This window comes from Gordonia alkanivorans NBRC 16433, assembly GCF_000225505.1.
Taxonomy (GTDB): Bacteria; Actinomycetota; Actinomycetes; order Mycobacteriales; family Mycobacteriaceae; genus Gordonia; species Gordonia alkanivorans.
The window spans coordinates 93,392-106,055 of record NZ_BACI01000038.1 but is presented as its reverse complement, the minus strand read 5'-3'; the positions used below and the strand labels follow the sequence as shown (position 1 = coordinate 106,055).

13 protein-coding genes and 1 pseudogene are annotated in these 12,664 nt (G+C 67.4%); 10 read left to right on the top strand and 4 right to left on the bottom strand.

What is annotated here, in order from left to right:
- Nucleotide 1: 1 nt before the first annotated feature.
- A complete protein-coding gene (locus GOALK_RS05955) occupies nt 2-985 on the bottom strand; it encodes an AraC family transcriptional regulator (RefSeq protein ID WP_081474321.1) in 984 nt (327 codons plus the stop codon).
- Between the two features lie 229 nt (nt 986-1,214).
- On the opposite strand from GOALK_RS05955, the gene GOALK_RS05950 reads away from it, so the two are divergent.
- From GOALK_RS05950 to GOALK_RS05930, 5 genes and pseudogenes are all read left to right on the top strand, one after another.
- Entirely contained in the window at nt 1,215-1,784 is a 570-nt protein-coding gene (locus GOALK_RS05950; protein ID WP_035750394.1) for a flavin reductase family protein, read from the top strand.
- A gap of 56 nt (nt 1,785-1,840) precedes the next feature.
- Nucleotides 1,841-3,341: pseudogene (locus GOALK_RS05945) on the top strand (4-hydroxyphenylacetate 3-hydroxylase family protein).
- A gap of 38 nt (nt 3,342-3,379) precedes the next feature.
- Nucleotides 3,380-4,258, top strand: coding sequence for a catechol 1,2-dioxygenase (gene catA, locus GOALK_RS05940; RefSeq protein WP_006357897.1), 879 nt, complete (start codon nt 3,380-3,382; stop codon nt 4,256-4,258).
- A gap of 85 nt (nt 4,259-4,343) precedes the next feature.
- The gene (gene arsC / locus GOALK_RS05935; protein WP_006357896.1) at nt 4,344-4,685 is read left to right on the top strand and encodes an arsenate reductase (glutaredoxin); all 342 of its coding nucleotides are present in this window, start codon (nt 4,344-4,346) and stop codon (nt 4,683-4,685) included.
- 133 nt (nt 4,686-4,818) lie between these two features.
- The gene (locus GOALK_RS05930) at nt 4,819-5,169 is read left to right on the top strand and encodes a VOC family protein (protein WP_035750874.1); all 351 of its coding nucleotides are present in this window, start codon (nt 4,819-4,821) and stop codon (nt 5,167-5,169) included.
- Here GOALK_RS05930 and GOALK_RS05925 read toward each other — a convergent pair.
- Nucleotides 5,166-5,603, bottom strand: a complete 438-nt coding sequence (locus GOALK_RS05925; protein ID WP_006357894.1) for a limonene-1,2-epoxide hydrolase family protein — start codon at nt 5,601-5,603, stop codon at nt 5,166-5,168. The genes GOALK_RS05930 and GOALK_RS05925 overlap by 4 nt on opposite strands.
- 240 nt (nt 5,604-5,843) lie before the next feature.
- Between GOALK_RS05925 and GOALK_RS05920 the strand changes: the two genes are divergently transcribed.
- The 3 genes from GOALK_RS05920 to GOALK_RS05910 all read left to right on the top strand — a co-directional run bounded on the left by GOALK_RS05920 (nt 5,844) and on the right by GOALK_RS05910 (nt 8,187).
- Entirely contained in the window at nt 5,844-6,470 is a 627-nt protein-coding gene (locus GOALK_RS05920) for a 50S ribosomal protein L25/general stress protein Ctc (protein ID WP_006357893.1), read from the top strand.
- 28 nt (nt 6,471-6,498) lie between these two features.
- Nucleotides 6,499-7,065: an aminoacyl-tRNA hydrolase gene (pth, locus tag GOALK_RS05915; protein ID WP_040004037.1), complete on the top strand. Its 567-nt coding sequence runs from the start codon at nt 6,499-6,501 to the stop codon at nt 7,063-7,065.
- A gap of 105 nt (nt 7,066-7,170) precedes the next feature.
- Nucleotides 7,171-8,187, top strand: coding sequence for a beta-ketoacyl-ACP synthase III (locus GOALK_RS05910; RefSeq protein WP_006357891.1), 1,017 nt, complete (start codon nt 7,171-7,173; stop codon nt 8,185-8,187).
- Between the two features lie 62 nt (nt 8,188-8,249).
- Here GOALK_RS05910 and GOALK_RS05905 read toward each other — a convergent pair whose 3' ends face one another.
- Complete coding sequence (locus GOALK_RS05905) at nt 8,250-9,119, bottom strand: type IV toxin-antitoxin system AbiEi family antitoxin domain-containing protein (protein WP_035750870.1); 870 nt, start codon at nt 9,117-9,119, stop codon at nt 8,250-8,252.
- Between the two features lie 142 nt (nt 9,120-9,261).
- Here GOALK_RS05905 and GOALK_RS05900 point away from each other — a divergent pair, with 142 nt between their 5' ends.
- The gene (locus tag GOALK_RS05900) at nt 9,262-10,866 is read left to right on the top strand and encodes a peptide chain release factor 3 (protein WP_035750387.1); all 1,605 of its coding nucleotides are present in this window, start codon (nt 9,262-9,264) and stop codon (nt 10,864-10,866) included.
- A 19-nt stretch (nt 10,867-10,885) separates the two neighbouring features.
- Nucleotides 10,886-11,629 (top strand): hypothetical protein, encoded by a 744-nt coding sequence (locus tag GOALK_RS05895; protein WP_006357888.1) that lies wholly within the window; start codon nt 10,886-10,888, stop codon nt 11,627-11,629.
- Nucleotides 11,630-11,655: 26 nt separating this feature from the next.
- On the opposite strand, the gene GOALK_RS05890 is transcribed toward GOALK_RS05895, so the two are convergent.
- The gene (locus tag GOALK_RS05890; protein WP_035750385.1) at nt 11,656-12,657 is read right to left on the bottom strand and encodes an enoyl-CoA hydratase/isomerase family protein; all 1,002 of its coding nucleotides are present in this window, start codon (nt 12,655-12,657) and stop codon (nt 11,656-11,658) included.
- Nucleotides 12,658-12,664 lie beyond the last annotated feature (7 nt).

The window sequence follows — 12,664 nt, the reverse complement described above, 5'->3', positions numbered from 1 at the left end:
CTTAGGCACCCGCCATCCGCCGCGTCTCCGACGGCGCGACCCCGTACTTGCGTCGATACGCGGCGGCGAAGCGGCCGGTGTGCATGACGCCCCACCGGGTGGCGATGTCGGTGACGGTCGAGGTCCCGCCGCGAGTCAGCAGGTCGTTGTGGATGCACTCGAGCCGAACGTCGAGCACGTACTCCATGGGACTCATCCCCACGCACTCGCGGAAGCTCTGCTGCAGGCGTCGAGCGCTGACCGCCCCGATCTCCGCCAGCTCACCCACGGTCCACGGTCGCGCCGGGTCGGCGTGGATGGCGTGGATGGCGTCGATGACGCGCTTTACCATGCGCGGGCGGGTTCCGGCCATCGGCTCATCACTCTCGGGCAGTGCGGCCAGCACCAGGGCCGTGGTGAGCATGCCGCCCAGCTGCTCCGCCATTCGCGGGTTGCGCAACAGGATGCCCTCGCACTGCGCGACCTGCTGACGCGCCGACCTCAACAGCCCCAGCCATTCGGCGCCGGCACCGGTGCGCAGATCGAGCTGGCGGGTCAATGACCGGCCCGGGCGGCCGGCGATCCGGTCGATCTCGCGCTGCAGGTAGTCCCGCTCGACCTTGAAACCGATGATCTCGCAGGTCTTGCTCCAGTTGGTGATGACCGTCGAGGTGTCCGGCGGGTTGAGCGTCGCCTGACCTGGTTCGGAGACGATCTCCCGGCCGTCGGTGACCGACGCGATGCTGCCGGACAACGGAACGTTGATGGCCCATGCCCCTGGATGGTCGGTGTCGATCGACACGTCTGCGCCGAAACCGATCCGCGCGAGCACCGTCGGACCGATCGCCGTCGACTCCAGGCGGTAGTGGGAGGCGTCGTCACGGGACAGCGGCCGCAGCTCATGGGGGAAGTACGCGTCCGCGACGACTTCGTGGACCTCATCCCAGTCCGCGATCCCCGACCCCACGACACGACGGGGCGGCGGCGTCACCTGCGACACCGACACCCGCGGTTGGTTGGTCCCCGAAATGGGCGGCCCTGCGCTCACGTCGTCCAGCGTAACTGTGACCGCTGTCACTAACTGCCGTCGGGAGCGATCCAGATCGCAACGTTGCGCACATCGGATCGACGGTTCGCAATGCGGATCGACGGGATGTGATCGCGGTCATACGTTTGGTCGCACCGTCACACCAGACACCCCACCAGCCACTGCCAGAGCAAAGGAGCTGATCCCCATGGACCAACGCACGATGCGCAACATCTTCGGACAGTTCGCCACCGGCGTCACCGTCATCACCTGCGCGAACGACCAGGGCACCCCGCACGGCGCGACGGTCACCGCGTTCACCCCGATCTCGATCGAGCCCCGCCTCTGCCAGGTCACGCTGACCCGCAAGTCGAAGGCCTGCGGCTACCTCGACGACGCGCCGTTCGCGGTCAACATCCTCAAGTCGGATCAGCTCGACACCGCCATGCACTTCGCCGGCAAGCCGCAGGAACACGGGCCCGAATGGAGCTCGGAGTGGCTCGTCCCCGCGCTGGCCGGCAACGCCGCGACCCTCATCTGCAACCCCTGGGCGTCCTACGACGGCGGCGACCACGTCATCTACGTCGGCGAGATCGTCGGCGCCCACGTCGACACCGAGGCGGAGCCGCTCCTGTTCTACCGCAGCAAGTTCCACGACCTCGGCGAGACCTCCGGCGCCGCCGCCTACTGCGGCAGCCTCGACGATCCGCACAGCCGCTGGTTCGACGCGACCGCGCGGTTCACGCCGAGCTGCGTACCGCTATCCGCAGTCTCTTGACCGACCATCCGTCCACCGATCAACTCTACTGTCGCACAACCGAAGTGAGGATAACCATGACCGCAACCGACATCGCCCCCGACACCGAGACCACCGAAGCGACGATCGTCGACCGCTCGAAGGTGAACGTCGCCGCCGACAGCGAGGCGAACCGCACCGAGAACTTCGCCTCCAAGCCGATGACCGGCGACGAGTACATCGAGTCGCTGCGCGACGACCGCGAGATCTGGCTCAACGGCGAGCGCGTCAAGGACGTGACCACCCACGAGGCATTCCGTAACCCGATCCGGATGACCGCCCGCCTCTACGACGCCATGCACGACCCGGCGACCAAGGACAAGGTCACCGCCCCCACTGACACCGGCAACGGCGGCGTGACCATGCCGTTCTTCCGCGCACCGAAGTCTGCCGACGACCTGCGCGCCGACCGCGACGCCATCGCCACCTGGGCGCGGATGACCTACGGCTGGATGGGCCGCAGCCCCGACTACAAGGCCAGCTTCCTCGGCACCCTGCACGCCAACTCCGAGCTGTACGCACCGTTCCAGGCCAACGCCGAACGCTGGTACAAGGAGTCGCAGGAAAAGGTTCTGTACTGGAACCACGCGATCATCAAACTTCATCTCCCACTACGGACTCCCGATCAAGAAGAAGCAGTTCGCCCTGATCTGCACCGTCCCGATGGACGCCCCGGGCGTGAAGCTCATCTGCCGCTCGTCGTACACCCAGCAGGCCGCTGTGATGGGCACGCCGTTCGACTACCCGCTGTCGAGCCGCATGGACGAGAACGACACCATCTTCGTCTTCGACAAGGTGCTCGTGCCCTGGGAGAACGTCTTCATGTACGGCGACGTCGACAAGATCAACGCCTTCTTCCCGCAGTCCGGCTTCCTGCCCCGCTTCACCCTCCAGGGCTGCACCCGTCTCGCGGTCAAGCTCGACTTCATCGCCGGCCTGCTGATGAAGGCCCTCGACTGCACCGGCGCCGGCGGGTTCCGCGGCGTGCAGACCCGCGTCGGCGAGGTCATCGGCTGGCGAAACCTGTTCTGGTCGTTGAGCGATGCCATGGTCAACAACCCCGAGCCGTGGATCGGTGACACCGTCATCCCGAAGCTCGAGTACGGCCTGACCTACCGGATGTTCGCCCAGCAGGGCTACCCGCGCGTGAAGGAGATCATCGAGCAGGACGTCGCCTCCGGCCTGATCTACCTGCCGTCGAGCTCGGCGGACTTCAAGAGCCCCGACGTCCGTCCGTACCTGGACAAGTACGTCCGCGGTTCCGACGGCATCCTCGCCGTCGATCGCGTGAAGGTGATGAAGGCGCTGTGGGATTCGATCGGCAGCGAGTTCGGCGGCCGCCACGAGCTGTACGAGCGCAACTACGCCGGCAACCACGAGGGCGTGAAGGCCGAGCTTCTCATGTTCGCCGACGCCCGCGGCACCGTCGGGGAGATGAAGGGTCTCGCCGAGCAGTGCCTGTCCGAGTACGACCTGGACGGCTGGACCGTGCCGGACCTCATCGGCAACGACGACGTCAGCTTCTTCCGGAACCGCTGACCGACCCTCTCGCACAGCCCTTTCGAACAGGAGACATCATGACCACCATCGAGCGGCCCGCCCCGGTCGCATCAGCGACCACCGTCGAATCCCCGACCGCCGCCGGTTCCGGAAGTGCGGCCACCGCAGCGTTTGCGGGCCATCGGTTCACCGCCGACACCTCACCGGAACGTCTGTCGGCCATCGCATCCGAGGCCTTCGCCGGTTTCAGCGCGCTCATCGACAAGTACGAGATCACCTACGACGAGTACCGGGTCCTCAAGCAGTGGCTCATCGACGTCGGTGAGGGTGGTGAGTGGCCGCTGCTCCTCGACGTGTTCGTCGAACACGACATCGAGGAGGTCAACTCACGGAAGTACCAGGGCACCAAGGGAAGCATCGAGGGTCCGTACTATCTGCCGGATTCCCCGCTGCTGCCCGCACGCTGCACACTGCCGATGCGCAGCGTCGACGCCCGCGAGACACCGTTCGTGATGCACGGCCAGGTCACCGATCTCGACGGCAACCCGATGGCCGGCGCGACGATCGAGATCTGGCACGCCGACGCCGAGGGCTACTACTCGGGATTCGCGCCGCACATCCCCGACTGGAACCTGCGGGGCACGATCGTCACCGACGGTCAGGGCCGCTACGAGATCACCACCATCCAACCCGCGCCGTATCAGATCCCGACCGACGGTCCGACCGGCAAGTTCATCGAGGCCGCCGGGTGGCACCCGTGGCGACCTGCGCACCTGCATCTGCGCGTGGCGGCGAAGGGCCGGCATCCGATCGTCACCCAGCTGTACTTCACGGGTGGGGACTGGCTCGACAGCGACGTCGCCTCGGCGACCAAGCCGGACCTGCTCCTCGACCCGAAGCCGGACGCCGACGGCCGGAACGTCGTGCAGTACGACTTCGCACTCGACCCCGAGTAGCGATCCCCCGCGGAACGGGTACGCGAGCGGTCCGGGTTCTCCCCCTCTGGGGCCCGGGCCGCTTTGCGCTGGGTACGGTGTCTTCGTGGACGCGACGATCTATCACAACCCGAAGTGCTCGACCTCGCGCAAGGCGCTGCAGGCTCTGCGCGACGCCGGCATCGAGCCGACCGTCGTCAAGTACCTCGACGAGCCGTACACCCGTGAGCAGCTGGTGCAGCTGTTCGCCGACGCCGGGCTCACCCCCGCGCAGGCCGTGCGCAAGCGTGAGGCCCTCTACAAAGAGCTCGACCTCGCGTCGGCCACCGATGAGGCGATCCTCGACGCGATGGTCGAACACCCCATCCTCGTCGAGCGTCCGATCGTGGTGACCCCCAAGGGGACCCGCATCCCGCGGCCGTTCGAGAAGCTCGACGAGATCCTCTGAAGGGGCGTCGGTCCCCCGACACCCGGGACTTTGGTCGCGCCGATCGGCAGACCGATGACCGATGGGTACAGCTGTGTGCCAGAACGCGTTTCAGACGCTTCGGTCACCGGCGATCGCGACTAGCATCATGCACATGAGCTACGAAGCCAAGATGATCATCCTGTCCACCGAGAACCTGGACGAGTCCATCGAGTTCTACACCGAGACGCTGGGCATGTCGCTGAAGTTCCGCGACGGCGCCCACTTCGCCGCCCTCGACGGGGGGCCGGTGACGATCGCTCTCGCCACTGCGGTCGACCACCCGATCCCCGGCAAGGTCGTCGTCGGTATCAAGACCGCCGACGTCGACGCCGCGGCGAAGGCGATCGAGGCCGACGGCGGCGCCATCGTGAAGGGCCCGTACGACGACGCGCACGAGCGTCGTGCCGTGGTGTACGACAACCAGGGCAACGGACTCGTGTTCTACAGCCCGCTGAACCGCTAGGCCGCAGCCGGCAGCGGTTTCTGCACCGACGGCAGGGCCAGTGCCGCGATACCGCGCAGCAGCCCCTTCGTCATGTCGAAGTAGTCGAAGTAGTCGCGCCACACCACGATCCGTCCCTCACGGATCTCGAAGCGGCCGCACACCCAGAACTGCAGATGCAGCCGCCCGAAACGCAACTCGTCGACGCGTTCGGTGAGCACGACACCCGCCTCGTCGGAACTCACGTTGAGCATCCGGTAGTTGAAGCCCACCCACGACTTCTTCGCGACACCGCCGAGCACACCGGCCACCTTGCGCTTGCCGTTGATGGTCGGCAGCGAGACGTTGGTGTACGCGATGTCGTCGTCGATGGTCTCCAGCGCGCCTGCGATGTCCTCGCGCGCGAATGCGTCGAGCAGGGCCGTCACGATCTCGATCGGGGTCTGTGAGGTCATGGCAGCCCAGTATGCCGGGACCGCACCCGGCGAGGGGTGCGATGTGACATCTCGGCAGGTCCTCGACTATCCTTGCCACCGTTGTCTCGGCGAGGGTGACCCAGTCACCGTGATCGGCGCGACCATCGCAGTCTCCTCGGGTGCCCACGTGTGGCCCGGTGGGTGTCCGCGGTCGGAATGCGTGCCCGTTGCTCGTCGCGACGGACGAACGACCGCAACCACCGATCAGAGGAGATCCTCATGGCTACTCAGACCTCCAAGCTGTCTGTCAGCACCCGCACCGAGAAGGGCAAGGGCGCCGCTCGCCGCGCTCGCCGCGAGGGCAAGGTTCCCGCCGTGCTCTACGGCCACGGCACCGACCCGCAGCACCTGCACCTCCCGGCCCGCGACTTCGCCGCGATCCTGCGTAACAACGGCCTCAACGCCATCATCGAGCTCGACATCGAGGGCACCAGCCAGCTCGCGCTCACCAAGCAGGTCGACGTCCACCCGATCCGCAACTACATCGAGCACGCCGACCTGCTCCTCGTCCGTCGCGGTGAGAAGGTGACCATCGAGGTCGCCATCGTCGTCGAGGGTGACGCCGCCCCGGGCACCCTGGTCGTCTCCGACGCCAGCGTCGTCGAGGTCGAGGCCGACGCCCTGTCGATCCCCGAGCAGATCGCCGTCAGCGTCGAGGGTGCCACCGCCGGCACCGCCATCCACGCCTCCGATCTGGACCTGCCGGAGGGCGTCACCCTGATCGCCGATCCGGAGACCCTGATCGTCGCCGTGAACGAGGCCCAGGCCGCGGCCACCGAATCCGACGCCGACGCCACCGAAGGTGCCGAGGGTGAGGCTGCCGAGGCTCCCGTGGAGTCGGAGTGATCCGACCCCCGACTGCTCTACTCGAGTGGTGAAAATCGTTGTCGGACTCGGTAATCCCGGGTCCAAGTACGAGAAGACGAGGCACAACGTCGGCGCGATGGTCGCCGACGGCCTCGTCGACTCGGCAGGCGAGCGCTGGAAGGTTCACAAGAAATCCGGTGCGGAGGTCGCCGAGGTTCGCCTCGGCGGCCAGTCTGTTCTCGTGGCCAAGCCACGCGTCTACATGAACGAGTCCGGCCGGCAGATCGGCCCGCTGGCCAAGTTCTATTCGGTCGCGCCCGCCGATCTCATCGTCGTGCACGACGAACTCGACATCGACTTCGGTCTCGTACGCCTCAAACGCGGCGGCGGCGAGGGCGGCCACAACGGGCTGCGTTCGATCAGTCAGGCCATCGGCACCCGCGACTACCTGCGCGTGCGGATGGGTATCGGCCGTCCGCCGGGGCGTCAGGATCCCGCCGACTTCGTGCTCAAGCCGTTCCCGTCCGCGGACCGGGCCGAGGTCGAGCTGATGATCCGCAACGGCTGCGACGCCATCGAACTCCTGGTCTCCCAGGATCTGGAGAGCGCACAGAACACCGTGCACGCCTGGTAACCCGACAATCGATCGGTAACGATGTGCCACGGGAATGCGGTACTTCCCAGTAAGTGGCCGGGTGAGTACCGTCGTATGTCGGGTCACATAATCGGAAGGAAGACCATGGCAGTCATCGCGGACACCTCAGGGATCAACAACATCGGCATGCTCGGGATCGGCGCCTATCGCCCTGAGCGTGTGGTCACCAACGACGAGATCTGCGAGCACATCGACTCCTCCGACGAGTGGATCTACACCCGCACCGGCATCAAGACCCGCCGCTTCGCGCGCCGCGACGAGAGCGTCATGGAGATGTCGGTCAACGCCGGACGCAAGGCCATCGCCAACGCGCTGCTGCAAGGCTCCGACATCGACGCGGTCATCCTCGCCACCAACACGCACCTGCTCCTGACCCCGGCCGGCGCGACCAAGGTGGCCACCGAACTCGGCTGCAACGGCGTCCCCGCCTTCGACGTCACCGTCGGCTGCGCGGGCTTCGGTTACGGCATGGCCCTCGCGTCGGACATGATCCGCGGCGGCAGCGCCACCAACGTGCTGGTCATCGGCGCCGAGCAGCTCTCGGTGGCCCTCGACATGACCGACCGCACCAACTGCTTCATCTTCGGCGACGGCGCGGGCGCCGTGGTCGTCGGACCCACCGAGGAGCAGGAACTCGGCCCGGTGGTCTGGGGTTCGGACGGCTCGCAGTTCAACGCCATCCGCCAGGACTTCGACTGGGTGACCTTCCTCGACGGTGACCGCGTCCAGCGCCCCTACCTCCGCATGGAGGGCACCGCGGTGTTCCGCTGGGCCGCCTTCGAGATGGGCAAGGTCGCCGTCCGCGCCCTCGAGGCCGCCAAGATCGGCTCCGAGGACCTCGACGTCTTCGTCCCCCACCAGGCCAACGCGCGCATCAACGAGCTGCTCGCCAAGAACCTCAAGCTCCGCGACGGCGCCGTCGTCGCCAACGACATCGAGTACACCGGCAACACCTCCGCCGCGTCGATCCCGCTGGCCATGGAGGATCTCCTCTCCACCGGCAAGGCGCAGCCGGGCCAGACCGCCCTCCTCCTCGGCTTCGGTGCCGGACTCTCCTACGCCTCCCAGGTCGTCAAGCTTCCGCCGGTGCCGTTCGAGTAAGTCTCCTTCTTCCAGTTGCGGCAGTTGGTTCCGGTTTCCGGAACCAGCTGCCGCATCTGTTTTCAGGCACCGAGCGCCTGACGTACGCGCTCGACGACGTAAGCCGGACGTTCCCTGAGGTCCGCCCAGGTGTAGTTGAGGACCGTCCACCCGAGCGCGATGAGGTCGTTGCGACGACGCCGGTCACGCTGGAAGGTCTCGGCGTCGCGATGAAAGGCCATGCCATCGATCTCGACGGCGAGCATCCTCTCCGGGAACGCGACGTCAACGTAGTAGCCGCCGACCGGATGGTTGCACACGAAGCCGTCGACTCCGCCCTGCCGCAACAGGTCGACCGCGAGCCGCTCGGCCTCGGACCGCGCTCCGGCCTCGACCCCGGCAACCAACGCCGCGATCTCCGTCGCGTCCTCCTTCCTGCGACGACGCTCGGCAGCGGTCCGCAACTGCTCGATCGACACCCGACGCAACAGCAGCGCGGCGTCGAGGATGCTGCTGCCGCTCTCGACCGAGGCCTCCAGCACCGACAGGGGCAGCGAGGTGACGACGAGGTGGTCACGGGTGACCGTCTCGGCATCTGCGAGAGCCCGGTAGCGCACCTGGACTCCATCGACAGGCGATCCGTGCCGAGATCGCGGCGCAGTGACAGTGAACCTCTTGGGTGGCTCGTCGACGATGCCGTGCCACCACGCGGCACCGACGCCGGACAGCGCCGCGTCGTTGCCGACCGCGGCCACCGCGAGTCGGGCCCGGGTCCGCGGCGTAAGCGGATGATCAGCCAGCGTGTACACACCACGCGATTGCGGCGTCCACACGCCGGCCCCCACACGTCGGTGGATACCCGACTTGGTCAGCCCGAACTCCAGAGCTTCGGCGATCGTCACGACCCCGTCGCGCGTGAGCGCGTGGCGTCGGAGGCGGGGTGGCGTCTGCACGTCGATTGGACGCGACGACCCTCCCGCCGGTTCCCAGATCGTGGGTTTGCGGCAGTTGGTGCCGACTACCGGCACCAACTGCCGCATAGTCCGAACGCCATCAGTTTGGAGCCCCCCGACCAGCCGAGTAGCCTCGGATCTCGTGAGTTCTGACGTCGCAACCGAGGTCAAGCGCCGACGTACCTTCGCGATCATCTCCCATCCGGACGCCGGTAAGTCGACGATGACCGAGGCCTTGGCGCTGCATGCGCGCATGATCAGCGAGGCGGGTGCGATCCACGGCAAGGCAGGACGCAAGTCCACCGTCTCCGACTGGATGGAGATGGAGAAGGCCCGCGGCATCTCGGTCAGCTCCACCGCGCTGCAGTTCAACTATGCCGCCGAGCACAGCGACGACGGCATCCCGAGCGTGATCAACCTGGTGGACACCCCCGGTCACGCCGACTTCTCCGAGGACACCTATCGCGTGCTGACCGCGGTCGACGCGGCGGTGATGCTCATCGACGCCGCGAAGGGCCTCGAGCCGCAGACGCTCAAGCTGTTCCAGGTCTGTCGCCACCGCGGCATCCCGGTGATCACGGTCATCAACAAGTGGGACCGTCCCGGCCAGACGCCGCTCGAACTGATCGACGAGATCACCGAGCGCATCGGCCTCACCCCCACCCCGTTGTTCTTCCCGGTCGGCATCGCCGGCGACTTCCGCGGCCTGCTCGACCGCCGCACCGGCGAGTACGTGCACTTCACCCGCACCGCCGGCGGCGCCAAGATCGCCCCCGAGGAGATCATGAGCGCCGACGACGCGGCCGCGCGTGAGGGCGACGAGTGGACGGCCGCCGTCGAAGAGAGCGAACTGCTCTCCGAGATGGGCCAGGACCACGACCAGGAGATGTTCCTCGCCGGCCAGACCTCGCCGATGATCTTCGCCTCGGCGATGCTGAACTTCGGTGTGCGGCAACTGCTCGAGGTGCTCGTCGAGCTCGCTCCCCCGCCCGCCGGCCGCGTCGACGTCGAGGGCAGGGAACGTCCGGTCACCGACCCGTTCAGCGCCGTCGTGTTCAAGGTGCAGGCCGGAATGGACTCGAGCCACCGAGATCGCCTGGCGTACATGCGGATCGTGTCCGGCGAGTTCGAGCGCGGCATGGTCGTCACCCACGCGCAGACCGGAAAGCCGTTCGCCACCAAGTACGCCCAGGCCGTCTTCGGCCGGGACCGTTCCACCGTCGACACCGCCTACCCGGGCGACGTCGTCGGCCTCGTCAACGCGACCGCGCTGGCCCCCGGCGACACCCTCTTCGACGGCCCGAAGGTGCAGTTCCCGCCGATCCCGTCGTTCGCGCCGGAGCACTTCTCGACGCTGCGCGCGACCACCGCCGACAAGTACAAGCAGTTCCGCAAGGCGATGGACCAGCTCGACAGCGAAGGTGTGGTGCAGGTACTGCGCAATGACACCCGCGGCGACATGTCGCCGGTGCTGGCCGCGGTCGGCCCCATGCAGTTCGAGGTCGTCACCGCCCGCATGAAGGCCGAGTTCAACGTCGACACCATCATCGAACCGCTCGGCTACACACTGGCCCGACGCACCGACGCCGAGAGCGCACCCGAACTCGACCGGCAGCGCGGCGTCGAGGTGTTCACCCGCACCGACGGTGCGATCCTGGCGCTCTTCAGCGACAAGTGGCGCCTGCAGTACATCGAGAAGGAACACCCCGACCTGACGCTGCAACCCCTTGTCGCCGCGGCGGATTGAGCCGATGAGGCGTCCCCTCGTGCGCACCTCCGGTGTCGGCGCGCTTGCCGCGGTGTCCGCGGCTGCGCTCCTGATGTCGGGTTGCGCCGGAAATCCGGCACCGGCACCGACGTCGACAAGCACAGCCCCCACCCCGACCGCGCGCCCGATCGATCCCGCGAAATGCGCGGAGAAGCCGCCGCAGGGCAAGGTCGACCGCGGCGGGCACGACCTCCGATTCCGTTCCGGCGACATCCGGATCGCGATCACCGAGCCGGCGGCCACGACGTCCGGACTCCCGGCCGCCGGAAGCGGCGCGAGCGCCGACAAGGCGACGAGCTGCTACGAGTTCAACCGCTGGGGCCCGGAACGACCCGACGTCCCGCCGGACTCATTGTTGTTAGTGTTCAAGGGAATCGGGACCGACGGCGCCCAGATCGAGTTTCCCATCAGCGAATTGACCGGCGGCACGGTGCCACCCGTGGGCGGCGGACCGCGCCCCACCGCGGGTCCGCTGACCAAGCCGATCAACGCGCAGATCGGCGTCTCCGTCGACGGTGTCTACCACCAGTCCTCGGCGTGCCAGCTCAGCATCAGCGGGATGTCGGGCAAGCTCGCGGCCGGGTCGTTCACCTGCTCGGAGGCCTCCCGCGTCGACGCCAACCCGTTCGCCCCCGACGACGACGTGGCCTACGACGCCGACGAGTCGTCGACGAGCCCGCGGCCCGACACCGGCACCCCGCCGACCGTCGTACTGTCCGGGCGGTTCCAGCTCACGCCGTAGGTTTCGACACGGCTCGTCGCACGCGCTCACGCACCCACGATCCGCGCGACGACCGCCGGATCGACGTCGTCGATCGCGGCGGGGTCGAAGACCGGGTTGCGGTCCTTGTCGACCAGCACCGCCCGCACTCCTTCACGGAAGTCGTGGGTGGCGGTGATCTGTTCTGCCGCATGCAGTTCGCGGTCGAAGCACTCGTCGATCCCGGACTGCGCGCCGGCGTTGATCATCGCGGCCGTCACCCAGAGGCTAGTGGGTGAGGCCTTCTCGAGCAGGCCGATCATCTCCTCGGCCCACTCGTCGCCGATCGCTCCGCGCAGACCGCCGACGATGGCGTTGATGTTGTCGTCGGCGAAGTACTCCCCGACCTTGCGGAGGGGGACGTCGCTGGTTTCCGTGGTCCCCGAAGTCGCCAGCGCATCGGCCAGCGGATCTCCGGAACGGATCGACTCGGCGACGCCGGCGATATCGGCCGATGCCACGAAATGCGTTGCCAGGCCGACGGCCACCGCGTCGATGCCACGGATGCGCGCACCGGTGAGACCGAGCCACATGCCGACGCCCTCGGGCAGCCGCGGCAGGAAGTAGGTGGAACCGATGTCGGGGAAGAAGCCGATCGCGGTCTCGGGCATCGCGATCATCGCCTTCTCGGTGACCACGCGGATCTCGCCGTGCACGCTGATGCCGAGTCCGCCGCCCATGGCCGCGCCGTCGATGAGGCTCACGTACGGCTTGGGATAGTCGGCGACCATCTGATCCAGCCGGTACTCACTGCTGAAGTAACGGGTGATGGCCGCGGTGTCGCCGTCGAGCGAATGCTCGCGGATCGCCCGGATGTCGCCGCCCGCGCAGAAGGCGCGGTCGCTCGCGGAGGTGACGAGGACGGTCTCGATCGAGTCGTCGTCACCCCAGTCGCCGAGCGCGGCGTACATGTCGTCGATCATGGACTGGTCCAGCGCGTTCAGGGCTTTCGGCCGGTCGAGGACGATCTCGCCGACACCGTTGGACACCGAGGTGCGAATGAAGGACATGCCCCCA